The organism is Parapedobacter defluvii (assembly GCF_014642075.1).
Taxonomy (GTDB): Bacteria; Bacteroidota; Bacteroidia; order Sphingobacteriales; family Sphingobacteriaceae; genus Parapedobacter; species Parapedobacter defluvii.
In genome coordinates, this window is record NZ_BMIK01000009.1 from 67147 (window position 1) to 84255 (window position 17109).

The window sequence follows — 17109 nt, forward strand, 5'->3', positions numbered from 1 at the left end:
AACCACAAATATGAAAACAACGACCATCATCCTATTATGCTGCCTGTTTTGGATAACGTGCAACGCACAGCACACGCAAACGGAACGGGTAGCCAAACTGCCCGTTCACGGAAAAGTCACCGACGACCGCAACAGCAAAATGCGTGCGGTGCTGCACGGCATCCACATCCACGGCGACGTGCTCCATTTCCGGATCGGGCTGCTCAACGGCTCCCACATCCGCTTCGACATCGACTTCATCCGGTGCTACATCCGCGATCGGAAAGTAGCCAGACGGACGGTAACACAGGAAAAAGAGGTACTGCCCCTTGACATCGACGGGCTGGAACGGCCCGTGGTCGAGGGTAGGTGCGGCAAGACCGTCGTGATCGCACTGGACAAGTTCACCCTTGCGGACAACAAGCTGCTCACCATCGAGATCTACGAACGGGGCGGCGGCAGGCACCTGTACCTGAAGGTGAAAAACCGCCACATCGAGAACGCGAAACCCCTGAATTGAAAAGGCCATGCAACTTTCAGCACCGGAAAAGGCACCGGAATTATTGGGCTACCTGCAACAGCAGCAGGAAAAGGGCATGGAGTGGGTCGTTTACGACTTTGAATCCGGAATCGGCAGCAGGTACGATTTTACCTGTTTCAAACGCCAACGCGATGCCCATGCCTTCGCCAATGCGGGGTTTGCCAACCCCCTTTTCCTCGATGTGGACACCATCGGGAACGCGAAAAGGAAACTCGAAGAAATCATCAGTCACAATCAAAAGGAGGACACCATGAATCTCAACAATCTGGAGGACCTGAAAAGGTACCTCACCGAACTTAAATTCGACCCCACCCACATCACGGAACTGGAGGAAAAAATGACCAAGGAAATCCCCGCTTTCGACATCGCCGACCAGTACATCGGCGAATACAGGGGCAAGGCGGGCGCAATCGACCTCAATATCCCCGTGAGGCAGTCGAACCAATCCGGCAACTACTACATCAGCAAGTTTGACCTGACATTGACCAAGGCGAATCCCCTGCCGGAAGGCCATCGGTACTTCGTCGTATCCAAGGACCCCGAAAGCGGGAAAAAGCTGCACCGGGACTTCACCAGCCCGGCACAGGCCATCGAATACCTCAACGGGAAAACGGGGGAAAGGGAATTGGTCGCGGGCACCGGCCCGAGACCTAACGAAAGCACCGTGCTGGTACGCAAGGATGACGACAAGCTCATCTACAGCGCGAAGGATTTCCGCGAGACCTACCACGGCAAGCCGCTCACACAGGCGTTCTACATCAACGAGGGGCAGGGCTTCAGCCTGCCGGAGGCCCTGAACCTCATCCAGGGCCGGAGTGTGTACAAGGACAACCTGCTCACCGCGAACGGTGAACCCTACAAAGCCTACGTGGCCATCGACCGGGAGAATCCCCTTTCCACCGGAACGGGCTACCGCTACCAGCAATTCCGCGACCCCGAATACGGCTTCGACATTGAAAAGACGCTCATGCAATACGACGTAAAGGGGCTGGACAACCAGGAATCGAAAAACAGGCTGATAGGGCTGCTCAAGGGGGGTAACCGTGTCCCCGTGGTGATGGAAAAAAACGGGAAGCGGTACGATGTCACGATAGAATCCTCGCCGCGTTACAAGAACATCAACATCCTCAACACGAAGGGTGAACCGCTGAAACGGGAATTTTTCGACCGTAACAGTACGCAGGAACTCAAGAACCCCGTACCGTTGAGAAAGGAATGGGATATGTCGCAGAAACAGGGGATGCGGCTGTAAACGCCAAAAAACCATTCAGACGGGAGGAAACTCCCGTTTTTCTTCGTTTATTTGCATTGCAGCAATCACTGCCAATTAACCAAATTTCATAACATAAAATCATCAGACATGAGTAAATTCACACAGCTAAAGGAACTCATCGCATCGGCCGAGGAAGATGCGGCAAAATTCTATGACAAGGCCAACGGCGCGGCAGGCACACGCCTGCGCAAGGCATTGCAGGAAGTGAAAACCCTCGCGCAGGACATCCGCAACGAAGTGACCTCCCTCAAGAACAAGGGGAAGTAATTTTATACCCTTTCACTTTTGCCCATCAAGTTTCGCTTGGTGGGTATTTTTTTGGTTCATTACAAGTTAACCACGTAAAATGGACTATCCCACATTTCGTTTTGAATACTTATATTAGCACATAAACATCTTTTGATATGTCCGAAGAAATACAAAACATAATTGATTATGAAGATGAAGGGGCCAAAATAGACTTCAAACTGGAACAGTATGCAATTGACAAAAAGGCGTTTAAAAAATCAGAGGTTCTAAAGGATATCTCTGCAATGGCTAATCTACCCTCCAATGAAGATAAGTATATCGTTATAGGTATAAAAAAGAAAAACGGAAAAATTGAGCAACAGAATGGCATAGAGTCACTCCACGATCAGGCGATTTACCAACAGTATCTAAATGACAACATAGAACCCGAAATACAATTTGAATATAAACAAGCAGCCTATGACGGGAAAAATATTAGTTATTTCCGTATTTACGGAAATACAGATAGACCTTATCTTTTTAAAAAGGAAGTAAAAAGTCTTGATGGCAAAACGCTATATAAGGAGGGTGATGGATACATCCGAACAGGAAGTGCCACTAGAAAAATGGTAAGGTCCGATTTTGAGCGGATTTATGAATCAAAATACCTCCATCCAGATAGGAAAAACGATATATCAATTATCCCTTACATTGTTCAGTACCGCAGTAATGAAATAGACATGGAAGGACTATGGTGCCTTGATATTGCCATCGAAAATAAATCAAAAAAATCCATTGGGTTGGATGTCGAAATGAAAGTATATAAGTCCAGTGAATTTAGCCTTATTTCAGAACCGGATTTAAAGGATAAAATTTATGAAATGGAGCAGGAGAGGAAACAGCACGACCCATTTAGAATAGCAGGAACTATGCCCCCAATTCACCTCAATCTTTTTGTTTCCTGCAACGAACATGATGATTTCATCATTATCGAGAGGCACCCGTCAAGAATGGAAAAAACAGCTATCAGTCTCCCACAGGAAAAAACAGAAAACGATGTGTTTTCCAGACAACTTATCATCCTTGCTGAAAAACCCGCCAGTATCCAGGCAGAAATCATCATCAGAAGTGATGATTTCCAAGATGGTGCAATCATCGAAAAAATATACATGGAGCCCGTATCTTGGCACTCATCATAAAGCTATTAATAATTAACATCCAAATTATCGTACTAAACCACCACAGGGAAGCATCTAAACCCAGTTAACGCCGCTTTTTATTTTTTCAACCCTACCTATTCGTTTCAGTAACATCCCGTAATCTAAGAATCCAGCCTCATCGGCCTTTGCTAAACAAATTTCTTAAACACACCCCTCACAGCAAGGCGGCTCCACTGCGTTCCGCTTGTTTTGGCAAAAAAATCTTCCCTGTTCGCTTCGCTCACGAGGTATTTTTTTGCCAAAAGCCTTGCTTTTGAGGGGTGTGTATTAAAAGGGGCTGTTTATCAAAAGCCGGCGAGGCTCCTGCCGAGGCGGTTTTTTCGGTTCGCTCTTTAAAAATTTTGGTTGATGGAAAAGAACAAAGCCCCCCCGTCTTGCTCCCCTTTTTGGGGGAATAAGACACAACGATTAAACAGGTTTTTAACAAAAATTGAATTATCATGAAAACAGCAGAAAAGGCCGGAAAGGCCACGGAAACAAAGAACGGAGTAAACAACAAGTCGGTAAACGCAGCGGATGCCAAAGGCACGGCGGCCACTAGCACCAAACCGGAGGCCGCAAAACCCGAAGCCCCCAAGACGGAGGCGAAGTCTTTGGGTGCGGTTGTTGTCCCAAGCACAGCGGAAACCGCAGCACCGCAGCCACAGGCGGCCAAGCCCGAAGCGGAAAAGTTTGCGCTTAACCTTGAAAGCACCCTTAAACTGGTGGAGGAACTGCACCGCAGGAAGCGGCAGCGTGACAGGCTTATCGAGACCATTGAGAATCTGGAAGCCTTTGAAATCGAGCAGGTGGAGGAAGCGGACGAGACGGACGGCAATTACTACCAAGGTTGCAAACTTGCGATTGTGGACGACAACCGTAACGAGTTTGCCACCAAAAACCCCGTCATCATCCAAGCGGTGGCAACATTCGTCAGGGATATGTGTACGAACAGGTTGACCGAAATCGAGGCGGGTATCGTCATCCCCGTTTAGTTGTTTACCGGATACCCTTTGCCGTTACGGTGAGGGGTATCCTTTTTTATGGAACGATGAAATACGAAATCATCCATTTGATGGTACGTGTGATGGTACAGACCGCACACACCAACATATCCGATACCGTGCATGAAGTGGAGACGGAAAGCGCATTGCATTTGGACGACACCCCCCATGTAAAGGTACTGGATACGGAAATATTGTTGACAAGGGTAAGAAACCCTAAAAGAAATTAGTCATGGCAGATAACATCAATTATAATGAACGGACGGGCAAGCACAGCTTTTTCAGCGTCAGGGAAAAAGCCTGGCACGGCCTCGGGCAAATCGTTGAGGATTATCCGACAAGTGAGGAAGCAATCAAATTTGCGGGATTGGATTACACCGTGGAAAAACGCTACCTGTTCACGTATGGGGACGATACAGGTCCCGACACGGAGGACAATGATTGCGTGATGGAATGGCGCATCGATATACCGGACTACTACGCCACATTGCGCACGGACACGGATCAGGTGCTGGGCGTGGTCGGCAAGGATTATGAAATCGTACAGAATACGGAAGCATTCAATTTCTTTGACAGTTTGGTAGGCGGCAAAGGCGGCATCAAGTATGAAACGGCCGGAGCATTGGGCAGGGGTGAAAAGATTTTCATCACAGCCAAACTGCCCGATTTTCTGCGTGTCGGCAAGGCGGATTTGATTGAGCAGTATTTACTGCTCACCACTTCGCACGATGGCTACGGCTGCATCACCGCAGCGTTTACGCCCATCCGTGTGGTGTGTAACAACACGCTGAATGCAGCCCTGCGCAGCACCACCAAATGTGTGAGGATACGGCACACGGTGAATGCCATAGACCGATTGAGGGAAGCGCACAAACTGTTGGGGATTACCCACCGCCTTGCGGAGGATTTGGAGGAAGTCTTTAACCGTTGGTCTAAAGTGCACATCAGCGACCCCGCCGTAAAACGGCTGATACAGGTGGCAATGGTACCCAACAGGGAAACCCTGCAAGCCTTGCAGAATGGCAATTATGATGCACTTTCCACGCAGTACAATAACATGGTGGAAAGTGCCTTTGAATATGCCATGAGTGACCCCACTCAACAGGACGAAAGCACGAGGGGAACGCTTTACGGTGCGTTCAATGGAGTAACCGGATACTTTCAGAATGTCCGCAACTACCGAAACGAGGAAGCCAAATTCAAATCCATCATGGGAGGCACAGCCTTGCAGCGTTCGGGAAAGGCGTTTGAGCTTTGCAGCGATTTTGCCCGCTTCGGAAACGAGGCTTTAGCCCTCAACTGATGCCAGAAAAAGGTGTTTACAGCCCATGTAAGCACCTTTTTTCCGAACAACCCACCCCGGTAATTTTTCCGATAAAAAGTGGCTGAAATAGCCTTGAAATACCCGTATGGGGCATTTTTGCGGCGCCTAAGAGCGGTTTAAGCGTTGGCTAAGACAAGATAAGAAGAACTATACGAATCCTTCCTTTTTTTTATATGGCTGGACTTTCCTATCAATTTCTTCAGTTACGCTCCTTTTAGTAAAACCGTTTTCATACCAATTATTGAAATCCGACTGATGGAACTCAACGCTGATTTCAACAGCCGGAGTAGAATCCTTGCGTTGAAGTATACCGTTAATCCGTAATATCCACGGGTCAGAATCAGTGCCATCTTCTATTTCTGTACTGGAGAAATAAGTCATACCAATACCTAATAGTTTGTTCTTTATTATCTTCAATGTTAATGGCAGTTCATCAATCAGTCTTCCGACTTCAGCAACGTCAAAATCTAATGGGGGTCTGCCAATGCCAGAAGTAGTCATTATAGGGCCAATTTTATGCCATGTGCCATAATCACTTTTCCCAATCTCAAATAGACGACCATCATTTGACAATATCCATTTCACAGGTGACTGATTGACTACCTGTTCAGCGGAGAATTGCGTTTCATCAGCGGTTTCAATGTAATGTTTTTTCATGTTTCTATATAAATTACGTTAGCTAACCAAATACAAGGAATTTTTGATTTTCACAAAATAAAGCGGGCAAACTATCTACTACATTAACGATATGTTAATAAAACGTGGCTCCACTTTTTTACTCTTCTTCTTTTACCACAATGGATTTTCCGACGTTATTTCTGAAGTTATCGATATACTTGTTTAGTATGATAATGGAGTCTGATAAATTTTGGTTCGTTCTTTCAAGGTGATTTTTTTCAGTATCATAGACTTTAACGCCATTGTCTTTACCAAGCTGATATATCCCCCACATAAGGCCAACAATTAACGCAACAATAATTCCCCAAAAACTCAACGAGCGTAAATTCCAAATTCTTGCTACTTTTTCTATTTGTAGCTGAAGTTCATCTCGCTGCTCAATGAGTAAGTCATTAGCTTCCTTCAAAGTGTTAAACGAAGAGTTAATTTCTTTGATATGGTTGTTAAGAAAGGAAATGTGTTCATCCCTATCAGAAAGAGCTTGTTTGTACGAAGCGACTACGCTGCTTTCAGATTGTATAGCTTTTGCTTTACTTTGATTAATTCTATTCTCCAATATTTCAATTTTCGCCTCCAGCAATGACACGAGTGTGTTTTGAGAATCTAAAAAGCGATTTTCAAAATCCATATATATTAAGTTGGCTGAGGAACTGCCATCGTACAATCGGAGTTCGTTAAAAGCCTGCTGAGTTTTGATTTTTAACTCTTTTCCCAAATGCTTTTGGTCCGGTCGCAGCGATTTTGCTTTATAAAGCAAGTCTTTTAGGTATTCAATATTCATAACTATCGGTATTCCTCAAAAATAGAAAATGGAATTGGATATTTTTGAGGAACAAAGAAAGGTAATAATAATGTAGAATTTAGTTTTTATAAAATCAATATTTAAGGGTCTATATTACTGTATCGATGGGAGTTCCACGTCTGCGGCTATTTACTAAAATAATTTCATGCCGACCTTTAGCTTACATTTTTCGCAAAAGAAACAACAACATTTACTTGACGTCACGGCACAAGTTCTCTTATCTTCAGTTTGATGTCTTTCGAAGTTAGATATTTCCAAAGTCTATTTTAAAGCCCCTAAAGTCACAATTCACCCCAAATATTTAAGGAAGCGGTTCGAGAATAATCGGGCTTTTGGGTAAATAATAGTTGGATTGTCAAAATGAAATCAAAACCGATAATTGTTTCCGTTTTTTTCAATAAAATCTCCGATTACTTTCAAAATTCCGCGTAAGTGTTCTAATAGATTCCCATCACCCCGACTAAAACGACAAATGGTGCCATTGGAAGACAAATGGTGCCATTTTTCATTTTAATCCCTTTTTTATTACTATAGCAACGCTTCCTGTAAAAATTCCCTTTAATTAAAGAATCACCATATCAGTATTTTTGAGCTTATTTTGATTCAAAAGGCAAGAATATGGAAATATGTTGAAAGGATTCGAACCATGTCCACGCTTTTAAATATTTTCTTTTTTTCAACCGATCTTGATTTTGATAGAAATACAAATTTCTGCAAATTTTAACAGGAAGCATGAAACCATGGCGGCATTTTGAGATGATATTTTATTCCCTTTGCTCAATTCAATTTTTATAACTATCGGGCAACACGGGGACGATGGGGCAGCTGTCAAGCAATGCGGCCGTCTGTTCCAACAGTTCCACCTTATCAAGTTTCAGCAGCCTCCGGCAGGTGTTGATGTATTCGGAAATGACCTGAGAGGGGATTTTTGGGATATCGGCAAGCAATCCTTTGGCAATGGCCCTTTTTCCGGTGCGGAGTTGTCGTGCAGGTATATCAGCACGTTGGTGTCCACTGCAAAAGGTTTAGCCATCGTAGTCATTGGCTTCGTCCCGGTCAAAGGAGAATCCGCTCAAATCCACGAGAGAGGATTTGGTCAGGGCTTCAATCCGGCGGAGACGCTGCGCCCTGCTCGGTTCCTTTTTCGCCGTTTCGATTTCAAAGGCAATCACTTCCACCGTCTTGCCGACCATCTCTTCGGGCAGTTGCACGGTGACAGACCGTTTTTTCGGGGTTATGATCTCACGTAACATCATGCGATAAAGATAATGATAATTTTCCAAAATACAATTGATGGATGATAGCGATACTACTTCGCATGACAGCTACATCACGACGACGTTTATTCCCTATAATATCAACGACACCGCAGTAAAACGACTGATACAGGTGGCGATGCTTCCCCATAGGGAAACTTTGCAAACTTTGCAGGACGGCAACGATGATACGTTGTCCACTCGATACGGCAACATCGTAGGAAAGTACCTTTGAGTGCGCAATGTGGATGCTCCCCCAAACAGGACGAACGCACGAGGGGTGCGTTTTGTGGAGTGTTCAATGGTGTAACAGGCTATTTCCAGAACATCCGAAACTACCGCGGGACGAAAAGACAAGTTCAAATCCATCATGGGCGGCACGGCCTTGCAGCGTTCGGCAGCGGTGTTGGTGCTTTGCAGCGAATTTGCACGGCTCGGATACGAGGCTTTGGCCCTCAACTGATGCCCAGAAAAAATTATATTTCCCTTTAATCTCAAGTCTTTTGGTAAAAGACTGAACAATGGTTGTTTAAACTATACTTCAAAACGCTCCCGAATCTCCTTTTCTTGGATTTTATTGATAAATCCATTTGCCTTTAGGGAAAAAATCATTTCTTCTAATTGCTTTTGGTAGGAGATATTCGGTGAAAAATGTCAACTGATTATGCATGAAATAACCAAGTTGTCTAGGTGTCGGTCGTGATTTAATAAATGACATTATTCAAGTCCATCTTTTCCATTTCTCTCAATAAAATCCCCAATTACTTTCAAAATCCCCCCTAGGGATGGCTGCGGCCGTGAGTGCGGGGCTGCGGGCCGCAGCCACTCCCGCCATCCAAATGAAAACAAGGTATAAAGTGCCGGCTTCATTTAGTTGAGATAAGGATGGCTGCGGCCACTTTTTGCTGACGATTTACATAATTGTGATTGGAATTCTTTAGTTTTGGGTGTAGCTAGTTAGGGGAAGATTACATGATCATTCCCTCGGCGAAGGAACGTTTGGAAAAGTTCAGGAATAGGGAGGAACAATGATATTGAAAGAAAGGATCGGCTGTAGTTACCTGAAATACCTGCTTACCGGGGTCTTTTCAGCCTTGCTGGTTATGGGGTATGCGCAGGAAGAGGAGGAACCGCAGGAAGAGAAGCAACAACCCAGTGGGCAGCAGGACGAAAGGCAACCTACGCTTATGGATTCCATCGATGTCGTACGTGATTACCGGCCGATGCTGGCCGATGCCGTAAAGATCCGCAGGAGCCCGGATATGCGTATCGACCGAGAAGCGCTTGAGATCGAGCTGCGCCAAATTGCCGCCGCCACCTATTTTGCAAAAAGCGAATTCAAACAAGCTTATTATGGTAGATTGCTGGAACGGCATCCGGGCGCTTCACGCAGCAATATCGATAATTACCGGATCGGCTTCATGGCCTACCAAGCAGGTGAATACGAAAGAGCAACTTCTATTTTGGAGAAGTTGGCAGCTTCGGATGCCTTTTATCAGAGCTCGATCATTGCTTTGGGCCATATTGCCCTGAAAACCGGGGATAAGCAACGTGCACGGAATGCGTTTGTCAAAGCATCCAGACTGGATTTCGATCAGGCATTGAAATCGGATGGGCTGTTTAACTATGCCAAAATATTATATGAATTGGACTCCGCCGAGGCTGCCCTGGAAGTCGCCCGGGCGTACGTCGCTCAGAAATATGCGGATCGTTCACCTGATGCGGATTATACAGAGAATCCGGAAACACTATTGGCCGAGATCTTGTTGGGCACGAGCAATTTCCACGCTTCGGTGCATATGCTGGAATCGTTCAGCAACCGGGAGCCGGGAGCTGATATAGCCTATCAAAAGGTCACGTATTACCGCGGATTGGAGTTTTATAACGAGCGCGCTTTCGAAAACAGCATATCCATGTTCATGCGATCGGAAAAATTCCCGATCGATGTGGAAATGGCGGCGTTGGCCACGTATTGGAAAGCGGAGGCGATGTATGAGGTGCGCAAGTACAGGGAGGCGGTGGAAAACTTTTCCCGGTTCCTCCGGTTACCCGCCGCACGAAACACCGATGTATATAATTACGCGAATTATGGCCTGGCATATGCGGCGTTCCGCAACAACAACTTTGGCATGGCTGCGGATTATTTTGAACGCTTTTTGGCTAACGAGGGAAGTTCGCTGGACGAAAATGTACGTTATGACGTAATCGCACGTTTGGGCGATTCGTATCTGTCCGTGCGCGATTACGGCCGAGCCAACCAATTCTATGACCAACTGATCAACAGCAAGGCCCCCAATCAGGACTATGCGTTGTTCCAGCGTGGCATCATCCAGGGATTGCAGGGCGATAACGAAACCAAGCTCAGCACCCTGCGGTCCGTTGTTGAACAATTCCCGAGTTCGAACTATGCGGATGACGTGGCCTTTGAGATCCCGTATACGTATTTCACTGCGGGAGATTACGATACCGCCATCGAAGGGCTGCAGCGGATGATCGAACAATACCCCCGCAGCAGCTATGTCCCCCGGGCGTTGATGACCATCGGGCTTGTCCAGTACAATAAAGATGACATCGAAGCGGCGAAGGCCACTTTCCAGAAGGTGGTGGAGGAACATGCTACAACCAGTGAGGCAGGGCAGGCGCTGCGTTCCATTGAAAACATCTACCTGGATCAGGGGGATGCTTCGAGTTATATTAACTACGCGACCAGCACCAACATCAGTGACCTGAGTACCGCAGAGCAGGATAACCTGGCTTTCCAGGCGGCCAATACCTTGTTTGCCAGGGGGGAGTACGGACCGGCTGTAGAAGCAATCAATGCGTATTTCGACAAGTTCCCCAAACCGGCACAAGAAAAGCATGCCCGTTATATCCGTGGGGTGAGCTTGTACCGCACCGGGCACCCGCAGGAAGCACTGCACGACCTGAACATTATCCTGAACGACTGGACAAGCCAGTATACGGAAAATACACTGATGACAGCTGCGGAGCTATACCTTGGCTTGGAGCAATATAACGAAGCCATCGTGCACCTCAAAAAACTGGAAATCACCTCGGAAAACAGGGAAAATCACAGCTACGCGTTAAACAATCTGATGGTTTGCTATTTTGAAATCGGCGATTTGGAGCAAGTCGTCAGGTACGCCAAGTTGATCAAGGGGTATGATGGATCTTCAGACGAGGACATCGCGAAAGCAAACTTGTATACGGCGCGGTCTATGTTGCGGCAGGGGGAGGTAGCCCCAGCGATAAAGGAATTGAACCTGGCTGCGCTGAGAAGCCAAACGGCAGTGGGTGCGGAGGCGCGTTACCGGGTGGGCCAACTCCAGTATGAGGCCAAAGAATACGACAAAGCCATGGAATCGGCCTTTGACGTGATCAACAACATGGGGTCACATGACTATTGGGTGGCCAGGAGCTTCATCCTGCTTGCGGATGCCTATGCGGGCAAAGGTGATGATTTCCAGGCGAAGAGCACGTTGGAAAGCGTGATTGAAAATTATGAAGAAAAAGATGACGTTATCCCTTCGGCAAAAGAACGTTTACAGAAATTGAATAATAAGTAACGGGGATTTTTTAGCTATCGCCCCACCATCCTTTCCAATCCGATTGATTCCTTCTATCTTTGGGCCCAAACATATTACTGCCCATGATAAATGCACCTGCGTCAGGAATAGCAGCTATTTCTTTTTTATGGTTTTGTTTTTCCGGCCCAGCAAATATCCAGCGGTCCAGCAAGTCTAGATCGAATCGTTTCACTGGTACGATTTCAGTGTTCATGCGAAAGATTTTCCTGAATACGAAGAACGTTTTGCCGGACATGTAGAATCGGGTATCGTCACCAAGACCGATCCGTTGATGGGTGGAATTGTTTAACCCATTCAACTGATACCAACATCAATAACCACCAATTTCATTGACTACAGGCCTTTTAACCTCTCTTTTACCCAGCTTCCATCTCACAGCTACCCTGAAGAACCGATTGATGTAGCGGCTTTCAATGTGCTGGTTAAAGGTCTCAGCAGCAGTAACTTCGGTTACATATCGGTAAGGGGTGGACAGATTGTCGCAACGGGCGCTAAAATTAAGTTTGCCATCAAGCAATTCCTTGTTGATCAATAAGGTATAACTCTGTACACCGGTGGTATGCCCCTGAAAATTGACCGTTCTCGAATTGAGATTCGCATAGACACGGATGGTAAGCGAAGCGGTTGGTTTAAAAGACGCATCTACACCCTGACTGATTATAAAGCCATCTCTGAAGGGATAACCGTTTTGGCTGCTAAACCCGAGGTATCGTGTTGTGTTTGTCGCGGTGAATGTGAACCGTTGAAGGCGCAGTGAGGCATTGATGCTCGCTCCCAAAACATCGTACGCTGCTACGTTTGCATAGGTGTTCGCTACGATACCGTCTGGCTGCGCTATCCTTACCTGCTCAATACTGTTCCCGGTGTGGTTGTAAAACAACGCAACATTCAATAATCCTGCTGATTTCTGAAAGGTATAAGTCAGCTCGTAGCTATGGGTAATTGCGGGTTTAAGATAGGGATTGCCATATTCCAGGTTAAGCGAGTCAATGTAATTGATGACCGGATTCAGGTAATTGATATAGGGCCGGAGCAGTTTTTTCGTATAACCGGCACCAACGCTGTGATGCGTGGAAATGGTTTTGCTAATAATCAGATTGGGCAAAAAGTTTTGATAATCGGGAATGCGCAATGATGTATCACGGAAATGCAGCGGCCAGTGGGTGTGTTCATAACGGCCACCGATTTTAATTTTCCAGGAATCAAGGTTAAGTGTGTACGTGGCATAGGCGGCTGCAATAATCCAGTTAAACCAAAAACGATCGGCCCGGAGGCTGTTGGGCAAATAAACGGACTGGCTGAAATCGAATACATCGAACCGGTTTTCATTGGAGAATTTCCTGAATGCACCTTTGAGCCCCAATTCCAGTTCACTGTCATTTCCGAAGTCTTTTCTTACATCCGCTTGGAAGGAGAATTCTCGGTTGCCAAGTAAATTGAAATTCTTCTCTGCGTAATTTTTTTGTTGCCACCGGTACTGATCCAGTAAATAGCGATTTAGCTGGCCCTGGTAAAACCAATAGCCCATGACGTTATATTCAGTGGATCCATCCCGTGATCGGCGGAGCCATCCCCAGTTAATACCGTGCAAATACCGGAAAGCGGGATTATCAATTGTCCGGGTAAATGCGTCCGATCCCATCAAACTATTTAGGCTTGACTTGGCGCCAAACCAGTCGCCACCGTAGCGGTAACCTGCATTGAAGGTAGTTAAGGTATCGGGAAGGTAAATGACATGAATGCCACTGAAGAGATTCTCCGATTCATTGTTAATCTCCTTTTGCTGCAGCAATCTGCCGTTGTTCACCGAATGATCGGTACGATCCAGCACACTTGTGGTTGTGTTATCGGAGGCGCTATGACCTATATCGGCGCCTATTACCACCTGCCGTCTTCTCCAGGTAATGGCTCCTGTCAATTCGTTGAAGCGGTTGGCCAGGATTCCGTTAACAGTACCCGAAACGCCGTCTTCCATCGGCCTCTTCGTGAAAATGTTAATTACTCCGTCTGCCCCCTCAGAATCATAACGGGCTGAAGGATGGGTGATGATTTCCACTGTTTTGATATTATCGGCAGGTACCTGGCGTAAAGCTTCTGTCACGGAGTTTGCATACGTCATGAAAGGTCTTCCATCGATAAATACTTTAATACGGTTACTACCCCGCATATGCGGTGCTCCATTCTGGTCAACCTGTACGCCCGGAAGCTTCCTGAGTAGATCGACCGCTGTTTCCCCGGCTTCCTGAGTCTCCCGATCCGCATGGTATACAAAACCGTCTATCCGCGTGGATAGGGGCCGGCCTTGTGCGGTAACGGTCACTTCGGCTAGCGTTTCTCCGGCACGAATCATCAAAAAGGGTGGGAGTTCGACCCCGCTGTTACTCACCATAAACGGCTCCGATTTTTTCAGGACATAGCCCGTCATACTGCAAAGGATCCGGTAGCTGCCCGGTGGTACCTGTTCAAAATAAAAGCGCCCCAGGGTGTCGGAAATAAAATTTTGCAGTGGCTTTTGGTTGTGGTCCGTCAACCTGACTGTAACGAAAGCCAGCCGCTTACCGGTAATGGAATCGACTACGCTACCTGAAACCCTGTTTTGTGCAAGTGCAATTTGCCCGATGGCAATTACATAGGCCAGTAGCGATAAAACAATTGGATGCTTGACCATAAGGAAAATGCCTGACTGATTACCACAGGCAAATGAAGCGGAATAAAAAGCCATTCCGAAAAAAAGTAGACGAACTGCCAATAAAGTAGAGGAATCCCGTTGGGAAATTACTCCGTTCACATTGTTGCAAATCATTCGTATCTTTCATCTACTTTTTCAGCAGTTGCTCTACTAAATTTCGCAGTTCCGCCCGTAATCTGTCAATTTGTAGCAGGTAGTTTATGGAAAGCATAGATATAAACAATGGCTCAACATCAAAACGTAGATGGATCTACATATCCTATTGGATACTGGTTACGCTTATATTTTTATACGACCGTACCTACCTGATCCAAAAGGCGGGTCTCCCTAATTTTTTTATCTGTTCCGTGGTCCGGGTTAGTCTGCTCATGGCCCTAGCGTGGGCGAATATCCGCTGGCTGATACCCCGCTATTTGCTGCGTGGACGATATTGGGGCTATTTCGGTCTGGTATTCCTCTTGCTCATCGGGTATCTGTTGGTGCAGAGCCTCTATGACCACTATCTTTTCGGCTATATCATAGGACCGTACAAAAAAGCGCAGCTTTCTGCCTCCCTGATTTATAACTTCACCCATACCTCGCTTTACCTGATGCTGACCATTGCACTCAAATTCAGCATCGACTGGTATGAACAGAAAAAGGTACTACAGGAAATACGGGTTGAAAAACTGCAGGCAGAGGTAAACTTTCTACGCTCACAGGTAAACCCGCATTTCCTCTTCAATGCGCTGAATAACCTATATGCGCTGACCATCAAAAAATCAGACGAGGCACCGGACGTTGTATTGAAGCTTTCTGAGTTGATGGAATATATGCTATACGAAAGTGACGAGGCTTATGTACCACTGGAAAAAGAGATCAACTACCTGAAAAACTACCTTGAATTGGAGCGGATACGGCACGGGAACAATGCCGATATACAATTAACCGTGACCGGAAATATGGATAGCTGCATGATTCCGCCCTTTTTGATCCTGCCGCTCGTAGAAAATGCTTTTAAGCACGGCATCAGTAAATCAGTACACAATGCTTTTCTGCATATCCGCATTGACGCCGGAAAAGAACTGGAAGTAAGGATAACAAATAATAAACTTAACTTTCAGCAACCGGACCACAGCGGTGGCATTGGTCTTTTTAACTTACGGAGAAGGTTGGAGTTGTTGTATCCGGACAAACATGAATTAAAAATCATTGAAAAGCCGGACCGGTACGAAGTAGTATTAAAAATAGATCTTTCATGCTGAATTGCGTAATTATAGACGATGAACCGTTGGCCCGGGAGGTATTGGCAGGTTACATGGATCAATTGGACCATGTGAAACTTGTAGGCAGTTTCAGCAATGCGTTTGATGCGCAGGGATTTTTAACAGATAATACGGTCGATGCCTTGTTCCTGGATATTGAAATGCCGGAGATGAGCGGCATTGATCTCCTGAAGTCGTTGCCCAATCCTCCTATTACGGTATTCACCACGGCTTTCCGTGACTATGCTTTTGAGGGATATGAATTGGGGGTGATTGATTTTTTGCTAAAACCGGTATCCTACGCCCGTTTTCTGGTATCGCTCGAAAAAATCAAAGACTTTCTTTCGTTAAAAGCAGACGATGCAGGTATTGAAATGAGCGGCGATGAACCGGAATTTATTTTTGTTAAAAGCGGTGTGCAGAAGATCAGGTTGCTGTTTGACGATGTTACGCACATACAGGGACTGAAAGACTATGCCATCATCCATACCGCAACGGATAAAATTGTCACCAAAGGATCTGTTAAATCCATGCAGGAGCTTTTTCCGGAGAGCCAGTTTATACGGGTGCATAAATCATTTATGGTATCCAGGGATAAAATCAGGCGGATAGAGAAAAACAGAATCATCATTGGCGACCACCAGATACCTATCGGCAGAAATTATAAAGAGGAGCTGGAAAGGAAAATTTCAGGTAGTTAAAACTCATCTTATGAAACGCAGGTCACAGCTGTTTTTTATTGCTTTATCCAGTCTGCTGCTAACGACAATAGTTGCCTGTTCTCAAACAACCGGTGGCCATAAAACGCTTGACGACGAACGGCCCAAAACAGATACCGTGGCCACACATCTCCACCAACTGTTTACCCAAGCTGATGCTGAAAAAATCATGGGGGAACCATCGCATCTATCGGATGGCTCCACTAAACAGGAAGCAGATGTCTTTACTTATCTGTGCAGTTATGAAGCCGATTTAAAAGACAGCATAAGCCAAAAAGCGGGTGCCATCTATTTCTTATTTGAAGATTTTCGTCTAACTAAACTGGCTCAAAAGAAATATGCAGAAATAAAGAAAGCCAATGAACACCTAGGCATCGAAGTGCTGAGGAACTTGGGGGATGAGGCGTATTATCATAGCGACGGAACGAATTTTTACTTTATTATGGTTAGGAAAGGGGATAAGGTATTCAACCTCAAAGTAAATAAAATAACGAGTACTACGAATTTGGAAGCATTTAAACGGATCGCAGCGAAAATAACAGCCTTGGTAAACTGATTTCCGATAAAGCCGTTGTGTCCGCACCTA

At 45.9% G+C, this 17109-nt stretch carries 18 protein-coding genes; 12 read left to right on the top strand and 6 right to left on the bottom strand.

Annotated features, from left to right (window positions below):
* The first annotated feature begins 10 nt into the window (after positions 1 to 10).
* The 7 genes from IEX60_RS13715 to IEX60_RS13745 all read left to right on the top strand — a co-directional run bounded on the left by IEX60_RS13715 (position 11) and on the right by IEX60_RS13745 (position 5527).
* Positions 11 to 499: a DUF4138 domain-containing protein gene (locus IEX60_RS13715; protein WP_188751566.1), complete on the top strand. Its 489-nt coding sequence runs from the start codon at positions 11 to 13 to the stop codon at positions 497 to 499.
* A 7-nt stretch (positions 500 to 506) separates the two neighbouring features.
* A complete protein-coding gene (locus IEX60_RS13720; protein ID WP_188751568.1) occupies positions 507 to 1772 on the top strand; it encodes a hypothetical protein in 1266 nt (421 codons plus the stop codon).
* 108 nt (positions 1773 to 1880) lie between these two features.
* Positions 1881 to 2060: a BF3379 family histone-like protein gene (locus IEX60_RS13725; RefSeq protein WP_188751570.1), complete on the top strand. Its 180-nt coding sequence runs from the start codon at positions 1881 to 1883 to the stop codon at positions 2058 to 2060.
* Between the two features lie 137 nt (positions 2061 to 2197).
* Complete coding sequence (locus IEX60_RS13730; protein WP_188751572.1) at positions 2198 to 3220, top strand: AlbA family DNA-binding domain-containing protein; 1023 nt, start codon at positions 2198 to 2200, stop codon at positions 3218 to 3220.
* A 461-nt stretch (positions 3221 to 3681) separates the two neighbouring features.
* Positions 3682 to 4215 (top strand): hypothetical protein, encoded by a 534-nt coding sequence (locus tag IEX60_RS13735; RefSeq protein ID WP_188751574.1) that lies wholly within the window; start codon positions 3682 to 3684, stop codon positions 4213 to 4215.
* Positions 4216 to 4271: 56 nt separating this feature from the next.
* The gene (locus IEX60_RS13740; RefSeq protein ID WP_188751576.1) at positions 4272 to 4454 is read left to right on the top strand and encodes a hypothetical protein; all 183 of its coding nucleotides are present in this window, start codon (positions 4272 to 4274) and stop codon (positions 4452 to 4454) included.
* Positions 4455 to 4456: 2 nt separating this feature from the next.
* Positions 4457 to 5527 carry a DUF932 domain-containing protein gene (locus IEX60_RS13745; protein WP_188751578.1) on the top strand — a complete coding sequence of 357 codons (1071 nt, stop codon included), beginning with the start codon at positions 4457 to 4459 and terminating at the stop codon, positions 5525 to 5527.
* A 168-nt stretch (positions 5528 to 5695) separates the two neighbouring features.
* On the opposite strand, the gene IEX60_RS13750 is transcribed toward IEX60_RS13745, so the two are convergent.
* The 4 genes from IEX60_RS13750 to IEX60_RS13765 form a co-directional block, all read right to left on the bottom strand.
* Entirely contained in the window at positions 5696 to 6205 is a 510-nt protein-coding gene (locus IEX60_RS13750) for a hypothetical protein (protein ID WP_188751580.1), read from the bottom strand.
* 118 nt (positions 6206 to 6323) lie between these two features.
* On the bottom strand, positions 6324 to 7007 hold the full coding sequence (locus IEX60_RS13755; protein WP_188751582.1) for a hypothetical protein: 684 nt from the start codon (positions 7005 to 7007) through the stop codon (positions 6324 to 6326).
* 803 nt (positions 7008 to 7810) lie between these two features.
* Positions 7811 to 7975 carry a PIN domain-containing protein gene (locus IEX60_RS13760; protein WP_188751584.1) on the bottom strand — a complete coding sequence of 55 codons (165 nt, stop codon included), beginning with the start codon at positions 7973 to 7975 and terminating at the stop codon, positions 7811 to 7813.
* A gap of 78 nt (positions 7976 to 8053) precedes the next feature.
* A complete protein-coding gene (locus IEX60_RS13765; RefSeq protein WP_188751586.1) occupies positions 8054 to 8284 on the bottom strand; it encodes a hypothetical protein in 231 nt (76 codons plus the stop codon).
* A gap of 37 nt (positions 8285 to 8321) precedes the next feature.
* On the opposite strand from IEX60_RS13765, the gene IEX60_RS13770 reads away from it, so the two are divergent.
* Together IEX60_RS13770 and IEX60_RS13775 are read left to right on the top strand one after the other, a co-directional pair.
* Positions 8322 to 8519, top strand: coding sequence for a hypothetical protein (locus IEX60_RS13770; protein ID WP_188751588.1), 198 nt, complete (start codon positions 8322 to 8324; stop codon positions 8517 to 8519).
* Between the two features lie 793 nt (positions 8520 to 9312).
* Positions 9313 to 11850 (top strand): tetratricopeptide repeat protein, encoded by a 2538-nt coding sequence (locus IEX60_RS13775; protein ID WP_188751590.1) that lies wholly within the window; start codon positions 9313 to 9315, stop codon positions 11848 to 11850.
* 10 nt (positions 11851 to 11860) lie between these two features.
* On the opposite strand, the gene IEX60_RS13780 is transcribed toward IEX60_RS13775, so the two are convergent.
* Positions 11861 to 12064 (bottom strand): hypothetical protein, encoded by a 204-nt coding sequence (locus tag IEX60_RS13780; RefSeq protein WP_188751592.1) that lies wholly within the window; start codon positions 12062 to 12064, stop codon positions 11861 to 11863.
* 117 nt (positions 12065 to 12181) lie between these two features.
* Complete coding sequence (locus IEX60_RS13785; protein ID WP_188751595.1) at positions 12182 to 14539, bottom strand: TonB-dependent receptor domain-containing protein; 2358 nt, start codon at positions 14537 to 14539, stop codon at positions 12182 to 12184.
* Between the two features lie 221 nt (positions 14540 to 14760).
* Between IEX60_RS13785 and IEX60_RS13790 the strand changes: the two genes are divergently transcribed.
* Genes IEX60_RS13790 through IEX60_RS13800 form a run of 3 tightly spaced genes read left to right on the top strand, consistent with a single transcriptional unit; the run spans position 14761 to position 17079 of the window.
* On the top strand, positions 14761 to 15804 hold the full coding sequence (locus IEX60_RS13790; protein ID WP_188751597.1) for a sensor histidine kinase: 1044 nt from the start codon (positions 14761 to 14763) through the stop codon (positions 15802 to 15804).
* Entirely contained in the window at positions 15798 to 16505 is a 708-nt protein-coding gene (locus IEX60_RS13795; RefSeq protein ID WP_188751598.1) for a LytR/AlgR family response regulator transcription factor, read from the top strand. Before IEX60_RS13790 ends, IEX60_RS13795 begins: the two co-directional genes overlap by 7 nt.
* 10 nt (positions 16506 to 16515) lie before the next feature.
* Positions 16516 to 17079 (top strand): hypothetical protein, encoded by a 564-nt coding sequence (locus IEX60_RS13800; RefSeq protein WP_188751599.1) that lies wholly within the window; start codon positions 16516 to 16518, stop codon positions 17077 to 17079.
* Positions 17080 to 17109 lie beyond the last annotated feature (30 nt).

Excerpts from the sequence above, each read along its gene's own strand:
- IEX60_RS13800 (WP_188751599.1), top strand. The coding sequence starts at position 16,516 with ATGAAACGCAGGTCACAGCTGTTTTTTATTGCTTTATCCAGTCTGCTG.
- IEX60_RS13740 (WP_188751576.1), top strand. The coding sequence starts at position 4,272 with ATGAAATACGAAATCATCCATTTGATGGTACGTGTGATGGTACAGACC.
- IEX60_RS13745 (WP_188751578.1), top strand. The coding sequence starts at position 4,457 with ATGGCAGATAACATCAATTATAATGAACGGACGGGCAAGCACAGCTTT.
- IEX60_RS13795 (WP_188751598.1), top strand. The coding sequence starts at position 15,798 with ATGCTGAATTGCGTAATTATAGACGATGAACCGTTGGCCCGGGAGGTA.
- IEX60_RS13770 (WP_188751588.1), top strand. The coding sequence starts at position 8,322 with ATGGATGATAGCGATACTACTTCGCATGACAGCTACATCACGACGACG.
- IEX60_RS13775 (WP_188751590.1), top strand. The coding sequence starts at position 9,313 with ATGATATTGAAAGAAAGGATCGGCTGTAGTTACCTGAAATACCTGCTT.
- IEX60_RS13730 (WP_188751572.1), top strand. The coding sequence starts at position 2,198 with ATGTCCGAAGAAATACAAAACATAATTGATTATGAAGATGAAGGGGCC.
- IEX60_RS13725 (WP_188751570.1), top strand. The coding sequence starts at position 1,881 with ATGAGTAAATTCACACAGCTAAAGGAACTCATCGCATCGGCCGAGGAA.
- IEX60_RS13750 (WP_188751580.1), bottom strand. The coding sequence starts at position 6,205 with ATGAAAAAACATTACATTGAAACCGCTGATGAAACGCAATTCTCCGCT.
- IEX60_RS13790 (WP_188751597.1), top strand. The coding sequence starts at position 14,761 with ATGGAAAGCATAGATATAAACAATGGCTCAACATCAAAACGTAGATGG.
- IEX60_RS13765 (WP_188751586.1), bottom strand. The coding sequence starts at position 8,284 with ATGATGTTACGTGAGATCATAACCCCGAAAAAACGGTCTGTCACCGTG.
- IEX60_RS13720 (WP_188751568.1), top strand. The coding sequence starts at position 507 with ATGCAACTTTCAGCACCGGAAAAGGCACCGGAATTATTGGGCTACCTG.
- IEX60_RS13755 (WP_188751582.1), bottom strand. The coding sequence starts at position 7,007 with ATGAATATTGAATACCTAAAAGACTTGCTTTATAAAGCAAAATCGCTG.
- IEX60_RS13785 (WP_188751595.1), bottom strand. The coding sequence starts at position 14,539 with ATGGTCAAGCATCCAATTGTTTTATCGCTACTGGCCTATGTAATTGCC.
- IEX60_RS13780 (WP_188751592.1), bottom strand. The coding sequence starts at position 12,064 with ATGAACACTGAAATCGTACCAGTGAAACGATTCGATCTAGACTTGCTG.
- IEX60_RS13715 (WP_188751566.1), top strand. The coding sequence starts at position 11 with ATGAAAACAACGACCATCATCCTATTATGCTGCCTGTTTTGGATAACG.
- IEX60_RS13735 (WP_188751574.1), top strand. The coding sequence starts at position 3,682 with ATGAAAACAGCAGAAAAGGCCGGAAAGGCCACGGAAACAAAGAACGGA.